We start from the raw sequence: 21,190 nt of genomic DNA on the forward strand, positions 1-21,190 counted from the left end.
ATGGGTCCCTTCATGACGCGTCCCGTGCCGGGTCGAGGGGACTGACCGCGCTGTCGTGGAGCGTCCGCGAGCCCGGCAACCCGGGCACGCCCACGTCCGACAGGTCGACGGTGCACGTCACGTCCACGGTGACCGACGCAGGGGCGCCCGGCGCACTGACGAACCCCGAGACGTCCACTGCGACCTGGATGTCGGCGCAATGCAAGTGCCGACTCGCCAGCGCGTCGGTCGCGGACACGGTCGCCACCTGCTTTGCCGAGGCGCTCGATCGGGCGAGCGACGCGTCGCGAGCTGCGATCCCCGCGACGCCGCTGATGCTGCTGCCGGCCAGCGCGATGCGGGCGCCTATCACCAGCATCGCGATGACGAGGATGGCGACCGGCAACAGGATCGCCAGCTCCACGGACTCGGAGCCGCGGTCGCTCCGCCACCACTGCCTGAGCTCCGAGCGCCGAAGCACCCTGTTGGTCACGGCGAGTCCGCCGTGGTGAAGCGCTCCGTAGCGCGTTCCACGGTGACGTCCACGGACGGATCGAAGCCGGGTAGCGGGATGACGTTGGGCACCTCCGCCGTCACCTGCACCGACACGCTGGTGGCCGTCCTCGCCTCGTTGACCGAGTAGCTGGTGATGGACCCGGTGCCCAGTTGAGCCAGGTAGTCCTCGGCCGTGCGCTGCCCGACGCCGTCAGTAGCCGCCAGCGTGCTCGCGGCACGCGCGCCCGCGTGCGCCGCGGCGTCGGCAGCCTCCCGGGCGAAGTACCACAACGCCAGCTGCGGACCGGCGAAGAGCAGCATCACGATGACGGGGAAGAGGACCGCCCACTCCACGCTCGACGACCCGCGCTCTCCTGTGCTGCCGGCCAGAACTCGTCTCAGCCGCAACGCGCGGCTGAGACCGGCCGCACGCGGCGAATCGGACATGTCTGAGCCAGGCACCTGGTTGCCGACGTCTTACTGGAACAGGGCCGTCTTGCTGGCCACGAAGGCAACAGCAGCTGCCGACACTGCGCCGCCGAGCGCGATGGCGAGGATGACCATGAACGCCTTCTCGGACGAGTCCGAGCCTCGGTCATCGGTGACGTGCTCAGCCCGCAGCCAGCTCAGCAGAAGGATCGTCGTCGCGGCGACGGCAGCGGACATCGTCGCGACGACTCGTGCGCCGCGGTCGAGCAGGGACGACGTGGACATGGAGGACCTCTCGATCAACGGTGGGCTCAGGGGGTGACGGCGAACATGCGGAGCAGGAAGGGGACGAGCACGAACAGGGTCAGACCGGTGACCAGCAAGGCCAGCGGGCGAGACATGCGCTCGCTGACCTCGTTGGCTTGCCGCCGGGCGTCGGACAGCTCGGCATGCCGCAGCGTTCGGGCGCTGGCCAGCAAGGTGTTGTAGACGGACGCCCCGTCGGCGGCGACTGCCGCGATGTCAGCCAGGTTGCGGAGCTCTGCCACGTCCAACTCGTCACCGAGCGCCCGGAGGTCCACCCAAGGCTTACGGCCGGCCAGTGAGGCGCGCCGGACGGCCAGGTGGATGCGCACGAAGGGCGGGCTCCCGGAGACCTCCGCCGCCTCCTCGAGGGCCTGCTCCACCGAGCCTCGCGCACGCCGCTCCCCCGCGACCAGTGTCAGGAAGGACTCGAGGTTGCTGCGGAACTCGACCCGGGCCTCCCGAGCCGCCTCCCGTGCCTCGGCCGAGGGAAGCAGCCATCCCACAGCAGCGAGGGCAACACCCACGACGCTGGGGATGGCGAAGGGGAACGGGACGCCGACCACCGCCAGGCCCAGTCCGATCGACGCTGGGGCGACGAGCCCGGTGAGGGCCAGGGTCAGCTTGCGCGCGGCGAGGTCGGACGGAGTTCGGCCGATGATGGCGAGGTCTGCAGCGGGGACGCCGACGTGCTGCTCGAGGAAGCGCACGACCGTCGTCGGCAGTCGATTCCATCCGCCCGACGCACTGGCTGCGGTGCCGGGTGCCACGGTCGCCGGCCGTGCACTCGGTTCTCCCGAGAGCTGCTCGAGTGCGGCAGCGAGCGCCGGGGGCGCCGGTCGCGCAGCCCGGACGCCGAGAACCAGCCCGAGCGCCATGAGCATGCCGCTCAGGGTGGCCAACTGCAGCCCCGTCACCGAACACCGCCCGCCGGCGCAGCGTCCATGAGGACGCGCGGTGCCGTCGGCGGATCGGACAGGCGACGCATCCACCGCAGGGCTGTCCCGAAGAGGGCGAAGTCAGCCAGCAGCGCCACCTGCCCGACGGCCGTCGAATAGCCCGACAGGAAGGTCCGGGCGAAGAGCACCATCCCGGCGACGAGGATCAAGGTGGTGATCACGATGGTCCGCATGTTCGACCGCGGCTTGGCTCGCTCGGCCTCCACCTCACGCAGCATGCGAGAGCGTTCATCCAGGTCAACGGCCAACGCGGTGAGCACCTCCGCCAGGCCTGGGCCGCCGTTGCGCTCGCGGAGGATGAGCACCATGGCGATCTTGTCGGCGGCCGGGTCGTCGACGTCGCGCGCGAACTGACGCAGCGCCGGCTCAACGCCCTGGGGCACCATCCGCGTCACCAGATCAGTGACGGCTGGATGGATCGCCGCGGGCGCCGAATCGAGCGAGCGGCGGATGGCTTCGCGCGTCGAGCCAGCAGCACCAGAGCTGATCAGGTCGGCGAGCCGTCGGGTCCAGTCCGACAGTGCGTCGGCGGTGGCAATTGCTCGCCGGGACGCCTTCGCCCCGCCGAACAGCTGGGGCAGGAAGACCGTGGCGCCGACCGCGGCCAGCGCCGCGACGGGCCAGCCACTGACCAGCAGGACCAGCACGCCAGCAGCGCACGCACCGAGGTGCAGCCGGGTGTACCGCCACCGTGCCGTTGGTCGTGGCGACGGGAGGAGGTGGCCACCGCGGGCGGCGACCACGATCCCCACCAGTCCTGTGCTGAGGACGAGCCCAGACAGTGTCAGCAGGAGCGTCCCCGCCGTCACGAGGCACGTCCGTCTTCATGAGGGCCGGTCGGCCAGTCGGAAGCTTCAGGATGCAGCCAGTTCATGTCGAAACCGACCGCGATCAACCGCTCGGCCAGTGCATCGCTGAGCATTCCCGCGCCGCAGGCCCTCGCGCGACCGTCCCCAGGCCGTGGGGCGAAGACCGGCTTGAGGTCCGGTCGGCCGGAGTCGCCGACGGCACCGAGCTCGTAGATGCCGGAGACGAAGCGGGAGTAGTTGCGGTCGCGGTGCACGTGCACCACCAGGCCGAGCGCAGCCAAGGAGCGCAGGACCAACTCGGTGGATGGTGTGGGGTGCGCCTTGAGCGCGTTGATGAGCACCTTGTCGAAGACGCCGTCCGCCGACGGCGAGTGGATGGTGCACATCACCGAGGCGATGCCGCTCGTGGCGGCCTCCAGCAGCGAGGTGACGTAGGCACCGCGGACCTCGCCGACCAGCACCCAGGTCGGCGAGGCCCGTAGAGCCAGGTGGAGCGCGTCGCCCATGTCGAAGCCGCCGCGACCTTCTGCGTTGGGCAAGCGCGACTCGAACGGCCGGCACACGGCATGCCGTCGGACCAGTTCCCGACGGTCGGCGTCCCACCGTGGCAGGTGCAGGCCGAGCTCGCGCTCGTCTTCCACGGTGACGACGACGTTGTTCCAGGGGATCGCGTTGCCCAGGGCCCGCAGCAGGGTCGTCTTCCCGACACCGGGCGCCCCGGTCACAAGCGGTGAGACCCCCGCCTCGATGGCCGCCCGAAGGAACGCTCGCACCGGGGAGTCGACCATGCCGAGTCGGTGGAGGTCGTCGAGGCTCGGGTCGCTGAAGCGGTGCACCCGGATGACGCCGGCCGGCCGGGGCAGGACGTCCATGGCCGCCTGCAGGCGCGCGCCCAGTTCGGTGACGCCTTGCAGCCGCACGTTCAGGATCGGGCTTGCGGAAGAGAACTCCCGGCTGGTCTGCCCGCCGTCCGACCTCGAGGCGATGGACCGCAGCAACTGCTCGAGTTCCTCGTCGCTGGACGCGATGGGTGGCCCAGCGACCAGTTGCCCGTCGACCCTGCGCAGCATGGTCGGGTCGCAGCCTTCGAAGTGGATGTCCTCCACGTCGGGGCGGGCGAGCAGGGGTGCAAGCCGGCCGAGTCCGTCGAGTTCGGCCAGGACGGCGGCGAAGATGCGGTCCTCGGTGCTCACGGCCGGCGCCGTCCGCCCGCGGTGGGCCTCGTGCAGCAGCCACTGGTCGTACTCGTCGCGGATCAGGCTCTTCGTCAGCTCCCGGCGGGCACCAGCTGCGTAGTTCCGGTCCTCCACGGTCAGCCGGGTCGACACCCGGTCGCGCAGTTCGGCGACCACGCGGTACTCGATCTCAGTGAGCGCCTCCCGGTCGCTCGGTGTCGAGCTCGATGGCCGCGGCATCACGGGCCGCGTCTGTTCGATCGTCACCCGGCCACCGCCGCAGGCTCGCCGGCGGACTCCGCGGTGGCGGCTAACTGTGCGGCGAGCGTCGCCGCCTCTCGCAGCAGTGCGGACCGACGCTGGGTTCGCGCGCCTGCTGAGGTCCCGTCGGACAGGAACGATGCGGTGGTCGGGTCGTCGGGCAGCACGCCGGCCAGAGGCAGATGCAGTGCGTCGGCGACCTCCTTCGCGGAGTACGGGCCGCGTCCGACCACGAGGGTCGACACTCTGAACAGGTCACCGAGCTGCTGACGCAGCCGCTGGGCAGCGTCTTGTGCCGCGTGCACCGACCGCACGCTCGGACGTACGACCAGCAGGACGCGGTCGGCTGCTCGCAGGACTGGCCAGCCGCCGCGGTCGTGCACCAGACGTCCTGCATCCACCAGCACGTCTCGCTCGATCGTTGCTGCGCTCGAAGCCAGCGCCAGGGCAAGGCGCTCCCACGTGCCCGTGGTGAACGAGGCGCCCTGTGCAGTGGTGGCAAAGCCGGGGACCAACGACACGTCGGCTTGCTCGGGGAGTTGGACGGCGTGGTCGAGAAGCAGCGCGGCGGCCGCATCGGCCTTCAGGTCCCGGCGGGCGGCGGTCGACCAGGACAGCAGCCCGCGGTCGGTGGTGACCCGGCCCGCCAGCAGCCCGGGCGCCATGTCCCCGCCGGCCGGGTCGCAGTCGGCGACCAGCACAGGCCGGGTCCAGTTGAGCGCCAGGGCCCAGGTCGATGTGGTCACGCCAGGCGCAGCCTTGCCGGAGGTGAGCACGGTGAGCATGGCGTCAGCGCCCCTCCGGCAGCAGGACGACTGCCAGGTTCCCGGTGGAAGCCAGGCGCGCGACCGTCGGCCCGTCAGCAGCAGGGAGGCGGACGTCGACCACGGTCACCTGGGTGGTCGGGTTCGTCTGCCCCACCTCAGCGACGATGGCATCGATCGACCGCGCCGTGGGCGCCTCTGATCCGTTATCGGTCGTGAGGGCTGTCTGGCCGGGCGTCGGCACGATCAGGATCGGCTGTCCTGGCGCGAGCCCCCGAGCTGGGAACTGACCGTCCTGCAAGGGCAGGGCGACGAGCAGCTCCCCCGTTCCGAGCCCGGTCCCCGCGCCGACCTGCGCCCGGGTGAGCAGTCCGCCCCGGGACAACGGGACCTGCGCGACCAGCCCGACGATCTGGGACAGCTGTTCAGCCGCAATGGGCCGCAGGCTGGGGTCGGCGGGAACGCTGGCGGTAGTCAGGTCATCCGCCGAGATGGTCGAGCCCACTGCGACGTCGCGGGCCACAGCCAGCACCTCGTCGTGGGCGGTCAGCATCTGACCGGCGGTGAAGGCCAGGAGCCCACCCAGCAGGACGATGAGCACGCTGAGGACAAGCGAGCGCCGACTGACGCGCCGTCTGGCCGCGGCGGTCCTCACGGGCGGGGCAGGTGCCGGCCCAGCCGTACCGACAGCGGGCGCAGCCGTGCGTTCAACTCCGTTCACGGCCTCGTCGACCCAGGCCGTCACCCGGTCACCAACGACTGGACCTCGGCGACGGCGAACGCCGCGCTGGTTGTGGTCGTGAGCGCCGGCAGGGTGCCGCTGGCCCCCGTCGACGACCGCCACGCGACAGACCACTGGATGCCGTACACGGCTGTGACCTCCTGGTCGGGCTCGTGGATGGATGAGTGCGGGTAGCGGTAGTCGCATCCGGCGGGTGACGGCGCCCAGACGCCGTCTGTCGGCTGCCAGGCCACACCCGGTCCGGGGCAGGAGACCGTTGCGCCACCGTCGCCGGGCATGAAGCTCAGCGCGGTCGGAGTCACCGTCACCTCGGCCGACACTCCGCCGGCGTCGGCACGGGCGGTGAGCACCTCGAAGGACGCCGCGTCGGTCCAGAACCAGGTGTAGGCGTTGACGACCGTGTACGGCTGTCCGGTGTCCAGCGAGCCGGCCGGGTACCGGCCGGGCGTCGGAGCGGGGATGGTCAGGCTCCGTAGCGCCTGTCGCGCGAGGGCGACCGGGTCGACGACCGGCGGGCCTGCCGGAGCAGTTGCCGACCAGAAGGCGAACCCGTTCGTGCCAGGGACGCTCGCGCCGGTCGAAAGGAACGTGCACAGGTAGATGGCGCCGTCGGTGTGGCCACCCCAGACGGCTGTGCCCATGGGCGGTTGGTCTGCAAGCGCCTCCACGTAGCACTGCATGCTCTGCGCCCACCACGCGTCGCCGTCCTGGCAGGGCACCTCAGCTCCCGAAGCGGTGAACGTGCACCTGGGCTGGCTGTACGAGGTGTTGGAGTTCGAGCTGTCCACCGCTGAGGGATGCGGCGCAGCTACCGCTCCCCCGCTCTCGACCTGCACCACGCAGAGGCCATGCGAGTCGTACGGGACTGCCCACACTTCAGTTGACTCTGATTGGTAGGGGCGATCAGGCCGCGTGAGCGGCTTGGGTCAGTGTCTCGAACTCGATGGGGGTCATGCGGCCGAGGGTGTCTTGGCGCCGGCGGCGGTGGTAGGTCTTCTCGATCCAGACGACGATCGCCAGGCGTAGCTCCTCGCGGGTGGCCCAGCGCTGGCGGTTCAGCACGTTCTTCTGCAGCAGGCTGAAGAACGACTCCATGGCGGCGTTGTCCGCGCAGGCACCGACCCGGCCCATCGAGCCGCGCAACTGGGCGTCGCGCAGGGCTCTGACGTAGGCGTGGGAGCGGAATTGGCTGCCGCGGTCGGAATGCACGATCGTGCCGACGCCACTGCGCAGCGCTAGGGCGTTGGCCAGCGCGTTGACCGCCAGCTCGGATGTCATCCGGGCGTCGATGGAGTAGCCGACGATCCGCTTGGAGCAGGCGTCTTTGACCGCGCAGAGGTAGAGCTTGCCCTCGGCGGTGGGGTGCTCGGTGATGTCGGTGAGCCACAGCTCGTTGGGCGCTTCGGCGGTGAAGTCGCGCAGCACGAGATCGTCGTGCACCGGCGGTCCAGGCTTGCGATTGAGCCCGCGCTTGCGCGAGTGCACCGACCACAGCCGCTGCGACGAGCAGAGCCGGTTGACCCGGTTGCGCGAGGCCCGCAGACCCTGGCCGGCGAGCTCGTCGGCGATGAACCGGTAGCCGAACTCTGGGTCGTCGTGGTGGATGTCGATCGCGGCATTGATCAGGTGCGCGTCGTCCCAATCGCGCTGGCTCACCGGATTGGCCTGCCACTTGTAGAACGCCTGCTTGGAGAAGCCGAGCACCCGGCAGGTCACCGCGACAGGGATCTTCTCGGCGGCGAGGTCTTGGACCAGCGGGTACATCATTTTGGGAGCACGTCGCGGGCGAAGTACGCGGTCGCCCGGCGCAGGATCTCGTTCTCCTGCTCCAGCTGCTTGGCTCGCTTGCGCAGCTCGCGGTTCTCGGCCTCCAGGTCGAGGCCGGCGCTCGAGGTGGACATCGAGGACGTCCCGGTGGTGAGGCCGTCGTCGCGGTCGGCGATCTTCAGCCAGCGTTGCAGGCAGGACTCAGAGATCCCAAAGCTCTTGGCGACCTGCGCGATCGACTGGTCGCCCTGCCGGGCCACCGCGATCACGTCCCGCCGGAACTCCTTGGGGAACGGCTTGGGCACGATGCTGATCCTTCCAGCGAGACCCGAGGTCTCACAGGCAAGGAGTCAACCGAACCCTGGGCAGTCCCTACTGCTGACAGGAAACAGGGGCTGCGGTGGCGCTCGTCAGGGTGACCGTGAGCGAGAAGCTGATGATCACCAAGCCGGAGAGAGTGACGGCTACTCGTCGCACGAACGAGCCTGGCTGTTGGGCGCTGCACTCACGCGCCACGAGGAGGCGTCCGGGTAGTCGATGTTGACGACCGTCAGCTGCGCGACGAGATAGTCCGGGCGGTCAGCCGGCACGACGGACACGCCAGCCGCATCCATCGCCTGCACCTGGCTCACGTCAACGCACGCCGTCACGACGACGGTGGGCAGGACCGGGGACGGCGACGCGGCCGGGTCATTGGTGAGGTCGATGCTGCTGACCGACGTCGTGACCAGCTCCGACCGTCCGACCTGCCGATAGCCTTGCGCACGGAAGGTCCCGATGGCCGTAGCTTCGCTGGTCGCCTCCGCAGCCACCGCCACGCTGTAGAGGTCGTCGAGCGAGCGAGACGCGTCTAGGTACAAGTCGTCGATCACCTGCAAGTAGGTGGGCACCAGCGCAACCGCCTGCGCTTCTGCGGCATCAGTCGGATCCGCGCTGCTCGACGGAGCAGTCGACGTCAGCGCGCTCGACGGCGCAGTGATGAAAGGTGCGGCAGGCTCATTCGAGGAGCTCGAGCAGGCAGCGACGCCCGACAGGAGGACGCCAGCCAAGGCTGCCGTCCTTGCTCGCGCCGCCGTCATGTGTGTTCGCCTCCCCTGGGTGCCTGGTGGGATAGCGAGACTGCCTGTTTTGATACGTAACGTGAACAGATCAGCCCGAGAGTCACCCGATCGGGCTACAAGCACCCGCAGCGCCTTGCTTCTCACCCGGTCTGGTGTATCGCACTCCTGTGCCACTTCACGGTTTTCCACAGACTCGATGTGCCGGGCGAACGGTCAGCTCTCGGCAACAGGGCGACCGATGCCCCTCGCCCAACAGCCGTGTTGCCCTTGTGGGCTCGTGAGCTGGCAGTGGTCCGTCGCAGTCCTGGCCGGCGCCTCATGCAGCGGGTTCACTGTTCCTTCACTGACCGACCGAGGCTTGCGACAGCTGGGGCAGTCGGAATCGAGCACGCACGTGTTGCGGATCGTCGGGGCAGTCGTCGGGGTACTGGTCGGCGCAGCGACAACGCTCGCTGCCTTACGCGTCGGCAACCTCCTCTTAGCCGTGCCCCTCGTCGCCTGGGGCGTCTCTGTCGTCGCCGCCAGCTGCTGCGATGCCGTCACGCAACGGATCCCCACAGCCCTGGTTCGTCAGGCCATCGTCGTGACCGGCGTGCTGCTCACCTGCGCACTCAGCCTCAGCGGCGACTGGGAATCAGTGCTGGTGAGCGTGGTGGCTGCCGCAGCGGCCGGCGGCGTCGCACTGCTCTGTTGGCGCTTCGCCGATGCCGGCTACGGCGATGCTCGGCTGGCCGTGCTCGGCGGCCTCGGCCTCGGGCACACCAGTGCCAGCAGCTTGGTCATGGCCCTCACGGTGATCGTCCTCATCACCGCCGCCCAAGTCGTCACGACCTTCGCGGTGGGCGGCAACCGTCGGACGAGGTTCCCCATGGGTCCCGCGTTGGCGGCGGGCTTCGTCGTGGCTGCCACGGCTTGACAGCCACCTGGGCAGGAGCCCTATGAGAGTCCAGCACGGCGGCAGGGCCGCGAGCCCTCCCAGCCTGTGAACCCTGCCTTCCCACGCCAATGAGCTCCGCGCGGTCAGCATGCGGGTACAAGACACCAATCTCTTCGCCCGGCACGCACAGTCGCCGTTAGGTGACCCATGCCGTCGGAGGGCCGTTGTCGTGAATGCAACACATGGCTGGACACCAAGCCGCGCGGACGCACGAAGATGTACTGCGGCAGCACTTGCCGCTCCGCGGCTGGCAGGCGCCGGGATGCCGAGGACGCCGCCCGTCTGAGGCGATGGCGAGCCTCTCAGGCCAGCGACGACAGCGACGAAGACGACAAGAAGTCCGACACCCATGGCGAGGTCGGTCTTCCTACCGACCACTGACAGCTGAGTGCGCCCAAGGCGGAGACCAGCTCGACCGTCCTGACCAACCGCGTCGCTTCCTTGGGCCGACGCAGTCGGGTAACGCTGGCTCCGTCTTGCCACCGGCGCGAGTCCGTAGGCTCAGGAACGAAAAGTCGACCAACCCGGGCGGTCCCCTGCGCCACAACGGCTCCACCTCGGCCAGTGACCTAGAAGCGGAAGCCGCCGACCGCGCTGTTGAGCTCGGCAGCCAGTCGCGCGGCCTCGTCTATCGCCACTCGGGCGTCCGTCACGGCCTGTGTGGTGGCGCCGGTCGCTTCGGCCACTGAGTTGACACGTTCGGTGATCTGCTCGACACCAGCAGCGGCCCCGGTGATGCTGCGGCTCATCTCCGCGGCTGTGGCAGTCTGTTCCTCCACCGCTGCAGCGATGGTGGTCTGAGCGTCGCTGATCTGCGCGATGATCGCGGTGATGTCGCCGATCGCCCCAAACGCGCCGGTTGTATCGGCTTGGATGGCCTCCACCCGTGCGGTGATGTCCTGAGTGGCTCTGGCGGTCTCCTGGGCCAAGTCCTTGACCTCGTTTGCCACCACAGCGAAGCCCTTGCCTGCTTCACCGGCACGGGCGGCCTCGATGGTGGCGTTGAGGGCCAGCAGATTGGTCTGTTCCGCGATCGCCGTGATCGTCTTGATCACGGCCGCGATCCGAGTGGAGGACTCCCCCAACTTGTCAACAGTGGCTGTCGCGGCCTCCGCGCGAACAACCGCCCGGCCGGCGATGCGGGCGACGTCAGTGGCGTTCTGAGCGATCTCCCGGATCGAGCTGCCCATCTGGTCAGTGCCTGCCGCCACCGTCTGCACGTTGCCGAGGACCTGACCGGCGGTCTGGGCGACCGTGCTGGTCTCGGCTGCGGACTCACCCGCGAGCCGCGTCATGTCCTGCGCGGTCGCGGAGAGCTCTTCCGTGGCTGACGCCAGCGTGGCGGAGCTGTCTCCGATCCTCTCCAGGAGATCCCTCATCGTTGCCATCGAGGTCTCTAGCGCCGTCGCGATCGACCCGACTTCGTCCGTGCTCGTCAATCCCGTTGTCCCTCGCAGGTCGCCGTCGGCCAGACCGAGGACGATGGCCCGGACCCGTCGCAGTGGACGCACCACCGACCGGGTGACGGCCCACCCGAGCACTCCCAGCAGCAAGATGCCGCCGATCCCCACCATGACAGCCGCCATGACCGCGGTGCGACGTTGATCTGCGCTGGAACCGGCCGCATCGGAAGCTTCTGCTGCGACCGCATCACCGACGACCGGAAGCGCTTCCTCGAGACCGCCGAAGGCTGCTGCGAATCCCGGATATGCGGCCAGAGCGGCTTCGCGGTCGCGACCGGCGAGCGCGGCGATCTGCTGTCCCGCGGACAAGTAGGTGTTCACGTCTGCCTCGACAGAGTCCACTGCCGAGACCACGCCGCCGCCAAGACCGCTGTCGCGTACGGAAACGAGCGCTGCCTGCAGCGCCGCCGCGTGGTCGTTCAGGTCGCGGACTGCGGTCTCGTACTGGTCACCGCTGCCACTGAGCAGCGCTTGCAGCACATCTGCCCGCACGGCGTCGTGCATCATGTCCGCCTCCGAGGCTGCCCCGGTGGCGGTCGTGGTGAGCAACAGCCGGTCGGTTCGTTCCCCGGCCACCTCGAGCGCGCTCACGGAGATGATGCCGGAGACGCCGAGCGCCAACGCTCCCGCGGCGACCAGTACTGACAACTTTATGCCGAGTGGGCGGTTGGACCACCAAGACCAGGACATGCATCCCCCCTGAGCGGGCGGCTGCACTCTGATACCAGCCGATGTCAGCTTGTTCGGCAGGACGGCTCGGGAGTTGAGTTGTCCGCAAGGCAGTTTTGCCCCTTGTGGTTCTGCTTGTACGGCCACGCATCCGTGCACTTCGTCTCATTGCCGTGCGCACCTTCAGACCCTCGGGCGCGCTCGACGCCACCGGTGAGGGAGTCGGCGCGGTCGGTCGATGGCCTCAAGCACCTGCAGGACCAACCCCTCCGGTCCAGCCGAGGGCACACCTCTGCTCCCCCGCTCGTTCGACTTCGACCAGCTCGGCGTCAGCAGGGTGTCTGGTGGCCGCGGTCTCGGCGCCCCCGACGTCTGCCATGTGCAGCAGATCGTCCTCGGCGCTTCGGACCTCGACCGCTCGCATTGCCCGCCTCACCCGGGCGGGCGATGGGCCCGTAGCCGAACGCGACACCTGGGGCCGAGATGCCATCCGAGCGGAGAGACCCGGGACGACGCGGGCCTACCGAGACCCGAGCTGGCACTGAGCACGCGTCCCACCTGTCGGCGCTGTACAGAGGTCGGAGGCCAACTCGGCGGTGGAGTCGGGTGCACGCGCGCGCCGCCTGTGGCAGGTGAGGTGGACGTCATGCCTTCGTCAGCCGTTCCGGTCAACCTCCCGTCTGAGCAGCCGAGAAGAGCACGACCCCGCCGGATTGTCTGCCAGTCGATCGAGGTGCACTGAATGCCCACTCGCCCTACCGCTGTTGAGAACCTGCTCGAGTTGCGCGGCGTTGTCGAGGCGATCCGTCGTACGTCTGCCGTCGTCGAGTTCGGTCTCGACGGCACGGTGCTGACAGCCAACCAGAACTTCCTCGACACCATGGGATACGGGCTCGATGAGGTGCTGGGCAAGCCCCACAGCATGTTCGTCGACCCCGCCTACGCGGCCTCGGAGCAGTACTCCCTCTTCTGGAGGCAGCTGGTCGACGGGGCACTCGAATCAGGCACGGTGGTCAAGCGGCTGGCAAAGGGCGGTCGCGAGGTGTGGCTCCGTTCGTCGTACATCCCGGTGCCGGACGAGGACGGCCGGCCGGTCAAGGTGATCGTGGTGGCCATCGACATCACCGAGGGGAAAGTGGCTGCGCTGGAGCGAGAGAGCCAGGCAGTGGCGATCGACCGTTCGCAGGCGATGATCGAGTTCACGGTCGACGGCGTGGTGCTGAGCGCGAACAGCAACTTCCTCGACGCAATGGGTTACACGCTCTCCGAGGTGCGCGGTAAGCACCACCGGATGTTCGTGGAGCCGTCGCTGGCCACGAGTCGGGAGTACACCGACTTCTGGAAGCGACTCGGCTCGGGCCAGTTCGAGGGCGGGGTGTACAAGCGGCTGGCCAAGGGTGGTCGCGAGGTGTGGCTGCAGGCCACGTACAACCCGGTCCTCGACGAGGACGGCATGCCGATGAAGATCGTGAAGTTCGCCAGCGACATCACTGTCGCTCGGCGGGCGGACGCCGAGTCCCGCGGCAAGGTCGCGGCCATCGACCGGGCACAAGCGGTGATCGAGTTCGACCTCGATGGGACCGTGCTGAGCGCGAACACTAACTTCTTGCAGACCATGGGCTATGCGCTGCCCGAGGTGCAGGGCAAGCACCACAGCATCTTCTGCGAGCCCGCCCTCGCGAGCAGCCCGGAGTACGAGGAGTTCTGGACGCGGCTGGGCAGCGGCGGGTATGAGTCAGGCGAGTTCAAACGGCTGGCCAAGGACGGGCGCGAGGTGTGGTTGCAGGCCACGTACAACCCGATCCTGGACGACTTCGGCAAGCCCGTGAAGATCGTCAAGTTCGCCAGCGACATCACCGAGGTGAAGTTCGCCGGGGCCGAGGCGCGCGGCAAGGTGGCAGCAATCGAGCGCGCACAGGCGGTCGTGGAGTTCGACCTGACCGGTCGGGTGCTGACGGCGAACCAGAAGTTCACGGACACCATGGGCTACCCGCTCGCGGAGATCCGCGGCAAGCACCACCGCATCTTCTGCGACCCGACCCACACCGCCAGTGATGAGTACGCCGACTTCTGGGAGCGGCTGGGACAGGGCCACTACGAGGCCGGGGAGTACAAGCGCCGTGACAAGGACGGGCACGACGTCTGGCTGCAAGCCACCTACAACCCCATCATCGACGACTCAGGCCGCGTCGTGAAGATCGTCAAGTTCGCCACCGACATCACCCGCACGAAGCGGCAGACCGCCGAGTACAACGGCAAGGTCACGGCGATGGACCGCGCCCAGGCGGTCATCGAGTTCGACCTCGACGGCACGGTCCTCACCGCGAACGCGAACTTCCTGGCCGCACTCGGCTACACGCTCGCCGAGGTCCAGGGCAAGCACCACCGGATCTTCTGCGACCCGGCCTACACCACGACCGAGGAGTACCGCGACTTCTGGGAGAAGCTGAGCAGCGGCGACTTCCACACCGGGGAGTACCGGCGGCTCCACAAGAACGGCCAGGACGTCTGGATCCAGGCCAGCTACAACCCGATACTCGATGACACCGGCCGGCCGTTCAAGGTGGTCAAGTTCGCGTCCGACGTGACCCAGACGAAGCTCCGCAACGCCGAGATCGAAGCGCGGGTCAACGCCGTCGACCGCGCCCAGGCGGTCATCGAGTTCGACCTCGACGGCAACGTCCTCTCGGCCAACGAGAACTTCCTGCGCACGATGGGCTACTCGCAGCGGGAGATCCTCGGGCACCACCACAGCGAGTTCTGCGCCGACGACTACATCCGATCGCCGGAGTACCGCGACTTCTGGCTGCGGCTGGGCAAGGGCGAGGTGCTCGCCGGCCGGTTCCACCGCAAGGGAAAGTACGGCCGCGACGTGCACATCCAGGCGACCTACAACCCGATCCTCGACTTGAGCGGCCGACCGTTCAAGGTGGTCAAGTTCGCCTACGACGTCACGGCGGAGGTGGAGCGGGAGATGCGGATCGCGAGCGGCACCAAGGAGATGACGACGTCGGTGCGCAACCTGTCGGCGTCCATCGAGGACATCGCCCGGAGCTCGCAGACGGCGACTGGGCTGGCTACCGAGACACAAGACAACGCGCGCCAGGGTGTCGAGGCGCTCCGCGCGTCCCTGGAGGCGATCGCCCTGATCCAGAAGTCGTCCAACTCGATCACCGAGATCGTCCGGGTGATGGGCGAGATCGCGAACCAGACCAACCTGCTGGCGTTCAACGCCTCGATCGAGGCCGCCCGCGCCGGCGAGCACGGCGTCGGGTTCTCCATCGTCGCCGGCGAGGTCCGCAAGTTGGCGGAGCGCTCGTTCGAGGCGTCCCAGCAGATCGGCAAGCTCATCGAGGAGTCCGCCGAGCGGGTGGCCCAGGGGTCGCACGTCTCGAAGCGAGCGGAGAGCGCCTTCGAGCAGATCGTCTCCAGCGTCACCCGCACCAACGAGACGATCCACAGCATCTCGGCGTCCACGCAGTTGCAGCAGGCGGCTTCGCGCGAGGTGGACGAGTTGATCGCCCAGCTGGCGTCGGCGGACTGACGACCATGGCCATCACGCGTGAGGGTGTGGAAGCTCGGAGCGCCGACGCTGACGTCGTCTACGGCCTTCTGCGCCTGGCCGGCATGGACGTCGCCCTGCCGCTGTCGGCACTGCGGGAAGTCGTCCCCTGCCCGGCCGAGCTGACCAGGCTGCCAGCGGCCGTACCGGGCCTCCTGGGTGCGATCGAGTTGCGCCGCCTCGTCCTCCCGGTGCTCGACCTCCACGCAGCCCTCGGCCGGCCCGAGGACCGGCGCGTCGACCAGGTCGTCGTCGTGCTCGCCGACGAGGGACGGGTGCTGGGCTTGCTCGCCGACGAGGTGCAGGGCATCTGTCGGGTGCCGGCCGACGTCCTCGTCGCCGCGCAGGCCACCGGCGGTGGGTTGTTGTTCTCCCACACCTTCCGCCACCCGGAGACCGGCCGGGCGCACAGCGTGCTGGACGCCGGCGCGGTGCTCGACCTCCCGGGCGTGCCCACGGTCACCGACCGATCCCGGACCGTGGACACCGCACGCGGCGATGGAGTCGGCGCGATCAGCCGGCGGACACTCACCGTGCTGCGCTGCGGCGCGTACCGGCTGGCGATCGACGCCGCACACGTGCACACCACCGTCCCGACCCCGCAGCTGCGCCCGTCGGTCCTGACCAGCCGACTGTGCCCGGGGTCCGTCGTGTACGACGACCGAGAGGTGCCGGTCATCGATCCGCTGGTGCTCCTCGGCCTCGGTGAGCTACCGGCCGCGGACACCGGCGCCGGCCTCGTGCTGGACCTCGAATCCGGGTACGTCGTGCTGGCGCTCAGCGAGCTGCTGGAACTCGCGTACGTCGACCCGGACGACGTCCTGCCTGTTCCTTCCTTCGGCCTCCCCAGAGCGGACCTGCTCGCCGGGATGGTCGAGGTCGGCGGCATCGGCGACTGCCTGGTGCTGGACGGTGCGAACTTGATGACCGACCCGCAGTTGAGCGGCTTTGCCGCTGTGAACACGGCCGTGGAGAGCGCGCGCAGCGGTGACGACACCGCAGTGATCGCAGCGGCCGCCACGGCCGGAGGCGCACCGCCGTACCTGACCTACTCGATCGGTGTGGACCTCGCGACACGCCTCGAGCAGATCAGCGAGATCCTGCCGTTTCCGGACGCGCTGACCCGGACGTCAGTGCCGGGCCTGCTGGGTCTGGTCACGCATCGTCGGGCCGTCGTCCCGGTGTTGTGCCTGTCGACTCTGCTCGGCCGCGAGCAGCGGGAGGTCGGGCCGTCGACCTGCTTGCTGCTGGCGGAGGTCGACGACCGCCCGGTCGCCTTTGCGGTCGACGCTCTGCGCAGCATCGCCCCGCTCACCTGGACCGACGCCGAACAGGCCTCGAGGGGCACGGCCGACGACAGGGGCAGCACGCTGCGCTCGGCGCCTCTGGTGCGGGTGGGCGAGGACAGCCGACTACTGCCGGAGTTGGACCTCCGAGCCGTGGCGCGGCGCTTCATCTCGACTGCTGACGTCCTCACCGCCCCCGAAGCGGCGCTCGTCGTCTGAACCGCGCCTTGACCGGCTGAGGCCGTTGACGGGAGCCTCTGCACCAGTTCGTCACGGACCGTCGCCATCCGCACGACACTGCCTCGGTCATCCGCCGGCCTGCCGTCGCACGTCCAGGAGCGGCCTCCCAGTCCTGCGCCGATCGCGCCCAGTTCACGGCCCGCCGAGGACGTTCGCGACAGACCCTCGCCGTTGACATCGCTGCAACGTCGAGTCCTCGAGCGCACAGACATCCGACCGAGTGTCGCGGACGGCCCCACGCTCACCTCTCGGTGGTCATCTCACCGGAATTGCCGTTCTTCTCCCGCTTGAAGGTGTAGGTACCCGCATGATCGCTGCAAAGCTCCCACCCCGCCCCACCCACGTCGTTGCATTCCCGCTCCATGACCTCGATGCGGTCACGGATCTTCATGTTGGGCTCGAGGATCTTGTACTCCCACGCCGTCATGACCAGCCATCATGGTGCCTTCATCACATCCCCGCGCAGCCGCGCCCGCGAGCCAGTCGTTGGTCGCCCTCGAGCTGAGGACGGGGCCGTGCCCGGGCCCGGTTGCTACGCCGTCAGGTCCAGGTCCCGTCCGAGCAGCTCCCGGCCGACCAGGTCGGTAATGACCATGACGAGGCGGAGCAACTCAGTGGTCATGGACCGGGCTGGGCATGTGCTTGACCGACGTGACCGCGGTGGTCGAGATGACTGTGACTCTGGGCGGTCGACGCGGCGCCGACCTAGACGTCGGCGGACAGCCCGCCGTCGGCGACGGTGGGTCTGTGCACCTGCCGAGGTCGGCGACAGAGCCACCAATCGAGCGCGTGATGGCGTGGCAGGTGCCTGGCTGCCTCAACTTCAAGTCGCACCACGCGCAGATGAGCGGCGATCAGCACTGCGCTGGATCTTGTGCGAACGCGGGAGGTCGACGCCGAACACGACGGGCGCCAGGCCGGCTCCATGGGGCCCGTCAACCGCCGGTCGGGTTCACCAGCTGCCGAAGAGTCGAAGGTGGTACCAGATCCTGCCCTTCAGCGGCGAGCGTCGCACTCACCGGGACATGAGTCGCCCGCTGAAGTGACCAAGTCAGTCCCGGACCACCGCGACGAACGACCGCAGTCCTTCAGCGTCGACTTGCCTCGGACCTTGCGTGGACGTTGTCATCAACGTGTCCGGCTGACAGTGAGCCAGTCGCCGTCGTGTCCGCGAACACAGCAGAACGTGGGCGTCGGCCCGCCGCGCAGTCACGGCTCGCTCGGCCGTTTTGCTCAGTAGCTGAACTCGCCGACGGTGGCACGCAGGTCACTGGCCATCCGGGAGAGCTCATCGACCGCCAGGCGGGTCTGCGACAGTGCCTCGGTGGTCGCATCTGCCGCCGTCGAGACCCCGGTGATGTTCGACGCGATCTCCGTCGTGCCATCCGCGGCCTCCTGCACCGACCGCGACATCTCGTTCGTCGTCGCCGTCTGCTCCTCCACCGCACTCGCGATGGTCAACTGGTAGTCGTTGATCGACCCGATGATCTCCGAGATCCGCCCGATCGCCGACACCGCACCCGAGGTGTCACCCTGGATCGCCTCCACCCGCCGCGCGATGTCCTCCGTCGCCCGCGCCGTCTCCTGCGCCAGCTCCTTCACCTCGTTCGCCACCACCGCGAACCCCTTGCCCGCCTCACCGGCCCGCGCCGCCTCGATCGTCGCGTTCAACGCCAGCAGGTTCGTCTGCTCCGCGATCGAGGTGATGGTCTTGACCACCGCCCCGATCTCCTGCGACGAGTTCCCGAGCCGGATCACCGTCGTCGTCGTCGACTGCGCCTCCATGACTGCCTCAGCAGCCACCCGCGCGCCCTCGTTGGCGCTCTCCGAGATCTCCCTGATCGCCCCGGACATCTCGTCCGCACCCGCCGCCACGGTCGCCACGCTCCGGGACACCTCCTGGGCGGCAGCGCCGACCACCCCGGCCTGGGCAGCGGTCTCCTCCGCTGAGGCGGAGATCTGCGCCGACGAGGCCGACAGCTGCTCGGAGGCCGCGGCGACAGCGTCCGCGCTGGCCGCGACGGTGGAGACGACGGTCCGCAGCGAGGCGACCGACCCGTTGAGCGACGTCTCCAGGGCGCCCAGCTCGCCGCCCGATCGCTCGTCGACACTGGCGGTCAGGTTGCCGTCGGCCAGGTCCTTGAGAGCACGCACGACGCGGCCCAGGGGCTTGGTGATGCTCCACGAGATGATCACTGCGGCGCCGACGAGACCCACCAAGGCAACGGCTGCAGCAAGGACGGCGATCGTCCTGCCTGTGTTGGCCGAAGTGACCGTGCCGGCCGCGGCCTCGGCGCTGCGATCAGCAAGCCTGCCACTCACGTCGCTCATCGCGCCGGCCACCCGCTGGTAGTTCGCGATCTCGTCGACGAGGACGAGGGCGTTGGCCTGGCTGACCCGCGCAGGATCGCCACTGCGGTAGGCGTCGTAGATGTTCGAGTCGACGTTCATGAAGTCGGCAAAGGCGGTCTGCGCGGCGAGCACGTCGTCCCGTTCGGACCCTGCCAGCCCGTCGGCGGCCGCGAGACGGTCGAGCAGGTCTGACAGCACCTCGGTCGACGCCTGGAATGCCTCACGCGACCCACCTGAGGCGTCGAGGGTGGCGGGATTCAGATTGGCATCGAGGGAGTACGCGGTCTGCCAACCGTTCCAGTCGGCCGCGGCGTACTTGGCCTCGGCAGCCACCGCGGCCAGCGCTCGAGTGTCGTCGCTGCGCCTGCCGGAGTCGCTCACCTCGCTCAAACGAACGACGCTCACCGTGGCCACCACGAGCAGTGCGAGGGCGCAGAGCCCGAAACCGGCGAGGAGCCTGACGGGTACGGACCAGCGGTCGACGATGCTCAACATGGCAACTCTCGGGTCGGAGGGCATGACGCGGGATGCACCCGCGAGTGGAGTACGCCCGCGAGCACTTTCCGTCCTCATCGGCAGCTCGCGCTCCAGATGGACCTGTGGAGGCGTCCTCTGTCAGATGGATGGTGGTACGGGACTCCTCGTCCGACCGTCTCGGGCGAGTCCCTCGTCGTGACACCGGTTGGCTCAGCTCGGGCCAGGGCACAGGTGGGACAGCCCGCCGTGACCCGAAGGCGCGGCCTCCGTGATGTGTCGTTCGTGCAGCTGGAGGAGCCATGACGGCGGACTTGACGTCGGCATTCCGCCACGCCCCGATCGGGGTCGCCTTGGCCACTGTGGACGGCGTGCTGACCGAGGTGAACGCCGCTCTCACGGAGCTCTTGGGTCATGCGGCCGGGCACATGCGTGGCCGCCCACTGCTCGCGATGACGCATCCCGATGACGTGCCTGGCGCTCGGGACGCCTGCCGGGGTCTCGCGAGGAGCCGAAGCCGGCGGTGGTTGCACGAATGTCGGCTGGTCCATCGGGACGGACACGCAGTCCCTGTCCAGGTGACCAGTTCCTGGGTCGACAGCGGCACCGCCGACCCGCACCTGGTCATGCTCGTAGAAGACATCAGCGAGCGGAGCGCACGAGAGACCGAGTTGAGGCGGCGCAGTCTGCACGACCCGCTCACTGGCGTGGGCAACCGACGCAAGTTCAGCGAACGTCTCATGCATGCCCTACGTCACGGCCAGCAGGAGCTGACCCCCACCTGCCTCGTCGTGGTCGACGTGAATGCGTTCAAGATGATCAATGACCGCTACGGGCATCAGGTGGGCGATCTCGTCCTGGTCGCCGTGGCAGAGAGACTGACGAGCACCGCCAGGCACAGTGACGAGGTCGTCCGCTTGGGCGGGGACGAGTTCGGCATCGTGTGTGGTGACACCACGACTCAAGAAGCAGCCGTCCTCGTGCGCCGACTGCGACGAGCCATGGCTGCACCGCTGCTGGTCGGAGATGCGGAGCTGATGGTGCGAGTCTCGGTCGGTGTCGGCGTCAGCGAGCCCGGGAACGATCCTGACGTGGCTGTTGTCGCGATCATGGCCCAGGCCGACAAGGCGATGTACGCGAACAAGAGCTCAGCGGCTCACTGGGGCTAGCGACCAGTCGACGCCGAGCTCACTTCGTCGCCCGCTGGACGTGGCCTGTAGCTCACTCGGGTTCGCAGAGCTGCTCGATCACTGCGCATGCGGAGCTTGATGGCCACGTCGGCTCACCAGCGTTCAGTGTCGGTGAAATGCCGTCCGGGATGCCCCTCGACCCACAGACACACTGGACCACTTGCTCCCCGGGAAGGCGCCACGGCGTCACAACTGGGCCGAGGGATGAGCTCTGCGGGATGAGCGCGCAACCAACGCAGCCAGAGGTCATTGCTGCCAGCTCCTGCGTCACCG

General features: G+C 68.8%; 18 protein-coding genes. 4 read left to right on the plus strand and 14 right to left on the minus strand.

All coding sequences use genetic code 11. The annotated features are described in order from the left end of the window. Window positions 1-10: 10 nt before the first annotated feature. The 11 genes from MODMU_RS18065 to MODMU_RS18120 form a co-directional block, all read right to left on the minus strand. A complete protein-coding gene (locus MODMU_RS18065) occupies window positions 11-403 on the minus strand; it encodes a pilus assembly protein TadE (RefSeq protein WP_231851673.1) in 393 nt (130 codons plus the stop codon). A gap of 65 nt (window positions 404-468) precedes the next feature. Beyond that, window positions 469-828, minus strand: a complete 360-nt coding sequence (locus tag MODMU_RS18070) for a TadE/TadG family type IV pilus assembly protein (protein ID WP_014741799.1) — start codon at window positions 826-828, stop codon at window positions 469-471. Between the two features lie 123 nt (window positions 829-951). Next, window positions 952-1,188, minus strand: coding sequence for a hypothetical protein (locus MODMU_RS18075; protein ID WP_014741800.1), 237 nt, complete (start codon window positions 1,186-1,188; stop codon window positions 952-954). Between the two features lie 26 nt (window positions 1,189-1,214). Beyond that, window positions 1,215-2,123: a type II secretion system F family protein gene (locus tag MODMU_RS18080; RefSeq protein WP_014741801.1), complete on the minus strand. Its 909-nt coding sequence runs from the start codon at window positions 2,121-2,123 to the stop codon at window positions 1,215-1,217. After that, window positions 2,120-2,812: a type II secretion system F family protein gene (locus tag MODMU_RS18085; protein ID WP_231851674.1), complete on the minus strand. Its 693-nt coding sequence runs from the start codon at window positions 2,810-2,812 to the stop codon at window positions 2,120-2,122. The genes MODMU_RS18080 and MODMU_RS18085 overlap by 4 nt, the downstream gene beginning before the upstream one ends. A gap of 158 nt (window positions 2,813-2,970) precedes the next feature. Beyond that, window positions 2,971-4,167 carry a TadA family conjugal transfer-associated ATPase gene (locus MODMU_RS18090; RefSeq protein WP_231851675.1) on the minus strand — a complete coding sequence of 399 codons (1,197 nt, stop codon included), beginning with the start codon at window positions 4,165-4,167 and terminating at the stop codon, window positions 2,971-2,973. 245 nt (window positions 4,168-4,412) lie between these two features. Further along, complete coding sequence (locus MODMU_RS18095) at window positions 4,413-5,195, minus strand: P-loop NTPase family protein (protein ID WP_014741804.1); 783 nt, start codon at window positions 5,193-5,195, stop codon at window positions 4,413-4,415. Window positions 5,196-5,199: 4 nt separating this feature from the next. Then, the gene (locus MODMU_RS18100) at window positions 5,200-5,775 is read right to left on the minus strand and encodes an SAF domain-containing protein (protein ID WP_231851676.1); all 576 of its coding nucleotides are present in this window, start codon (window positions 5,773-5,775) and stop codon (window positions 5,200-5,202) included. Window positions 5,776-5,915: 140 nt separating this feature from the next. Continuing rightward, complete coding sequence (locus MODMU_RS18105) at window positions 5,916-6,557, minus strand: hypothetical protein (protein ID WP_193375750.1); 642 nt, start codon at window positions 6,555-6,557, stop codon at window positions 5,916-5,918. A gap of 262 nt (window positions 6,558-6,819) precedes the next feature. Next, window positions 6,820-7,988, minus strand: a protein-coding gene (locus MODMU_RS18110; RefSeq protein WP_085984754.1) for an IS3 family transposase whose coding sequence is annotated in 2 segments (ribosomal slippage) — window positions 6,820-7,691 and window positions 7,691-7,988 — 1,170 coding nt in all. Because the reading frame shifts where the segments join, the coding sequence is not laid out codon by codon here. Between the two features lie 159 nt (window positions 7,989-8,147). Then, window positions 8,148-8,732: a hypothetical protein gene (locus MODMU_RS18120; RefSeq protein ID WP_231851677.1), complete on the minus strand. Its 585-nt coding sequence runs from the start codon at window positions 8,730-8,732 to the stop codon at window positions 8,148-8,150. 406 nt (window positions 8,733-9,138) lie between these two features. On the opposite strand from MODMU_RS18120, the gene MODMU_RS18125 reads away from it, so the two are divergent. Continuing rightward, window positions 9,139-9,660 carry a peptidase gene (locus MODMU_RS18125; RefSeq protein WP_085984755.1) on the plus strand — a complete coding sequence of 174 codons (522 nt, stop codon included), beginning with the start codon at window positions 9,139-9,141 and terminating at the stop codon, window positions 9,658-9,660. A 590-nt stretch (window positions 9,661-10,250) separates the two neighbouring features. Here MODMU_RS18125 and MODMU_RS18130 read toward each other — a convergent pair. Continuing rightward, window positions 10,251-11,735, minus strand: a complete 1,485-nt coding sequence (locus MODMU_RS18130) for a methyl-accepting chemotaxis protein (protein WP_231851678.1) — start codon at window positions 11,733-11,735, stop codon at window positions 10,251-10,253. An 820-nt stretch (window positions 11,736-12,555) separates the two neighbouring features. Between MODMU_RS18130 and MODMU_RS18135 the strand changes: the two genes are divergently transcribed. Then, window positions 12,556-15,357, plus strand: a complete 2,802-nt coding sequence (locus MODMU_RS18135) for a methyl-accepting chemotaxis protein (protein WP_014741813.1) — start codon at window positions 12,556-12,558, stop codon at window positions 15,355-15,357. 5 nt (window positions 15,358-15,362) lie between these two features. Then, window positions 15,363-16,880, plus strand: coding sequence for a chemotaxis protein CheW (locus MODMU_RS18140; protein WP_014741814.1), 1,518 nt, complete (start codon window positions 15,363-15,365; stop codon window positions 16,878-16,880). Window positions 16,881-17,142: 262 nt separating this feature from the next. Here MODMU_RS18140 and MODMU_RS18145 read toward each other — a convergent pair whose 3' ends face one another. Together MODMU_RS18145 and MODMU_RS18150 are read right to left on the minus strand one after the other, a co-directional pair. After that, window positions 17,143-17,328 carry a hypothetical protein gene (locus tag MODMU_RS18145; RefSeq protein ID WP_014741815.1) on the minus strand — a complete coding sequence of 62 codons (186 nt, stop codon included), beginning with the start codon at window positions 17,326-17,328 and terminating at the stop codon, window positions 17,143-17,145. 806 nt (window positions 17,329-18,134) lie between these two features. Further along, entirely contained in the window at window positions 18,135-19,745 is a 1,611-nt protein-coding gene (locus tag MODMU_RS18150; RefSeq protein WP_231851679.1) for a methyl-accepting chemotaxis protein, read from the minus strand. Between the two features lie 284 nt (window positions 19,746-20,029). Here MODMU_RS18150 and MODMU_RS18155 point away from each other — a divergent pair, with 284 nt between their 5' ends. After that, the gene (locus MODMU_RS18155) at window positions 20,030-20,896 is read left to right on the plus strand and encodes a GGDEF domain-containing protein (protein WP_014741817.1); all 867 of its coding nucleotides are present in this window, start codon (window positions 20,030-20,032) and stop codon (window positions 20,894-20,896) included. Window positions 20,897-21,190: the final 294 nt, after the last annotated feature.

Source organism: Modestobacter italicus (assembly GCF_000306785.1).
Taxonomy (GTDB): domain Bacteria; phylum Actinomycetota; class Actinomycetes; order Mycobacteriales; family Geodermatophilaceae; genus Modestobacter; species Modestobacter italicus.

Bases quoted from the DNA above. Each gene is read 5' to 3' on its own strand.
- MODMU_RS18155 (WP_014741817.1), top strand. From the start codon at position 20,030: ATGACGGCGGACTTGACGTCGGCATTCCGCCACGCCCCGATCGGGGTC.
- MODMU_RS18135 (WP_014741813.1), top strand. From the start codon at position 12,556: ATGCCCACTCGCCCTACCGCTGTTGAGAACCTGCTCGAGTTGCGCGGC.
- MODMU_RS18095 (WP_014741804.1), bottom strand. From the start codon at position 5,195: ATGCTCACCGTGCTCACCTCCGGCAAGGCTGCGCCTGGCGTGACCACA.
- MODMU_RS18105 (WP_193375750.1), bottom strand. From the start codon at position 6,557: ATGGGCACAGCCGTCTGGGGTGGCCACACCGACGGCGCCATCTACCTG.
- MODMU_RS18140 (WP_014741814.1), top strand. From the start codon at position 15,363: ATGGCCATCACGCGTGAGGGTGTGGAAGCTCGGAGCGCCGACGCTGAC.
- MODMU_RS18075 (WP_014741800.1), bottom strand. From the start codon at position 1,188: ATGTCCACGTCGTCCCTGCTCGACCGCGGCGCACGAGTCGTCGCGACG.
- MODMU_RS18145 (WP_014741815.1), bottom strand. From the start codon at position 17,328: ATGACGGCGTGGGAGTACAAGATCCTCGAGCCCAACATGAAGATCCGT.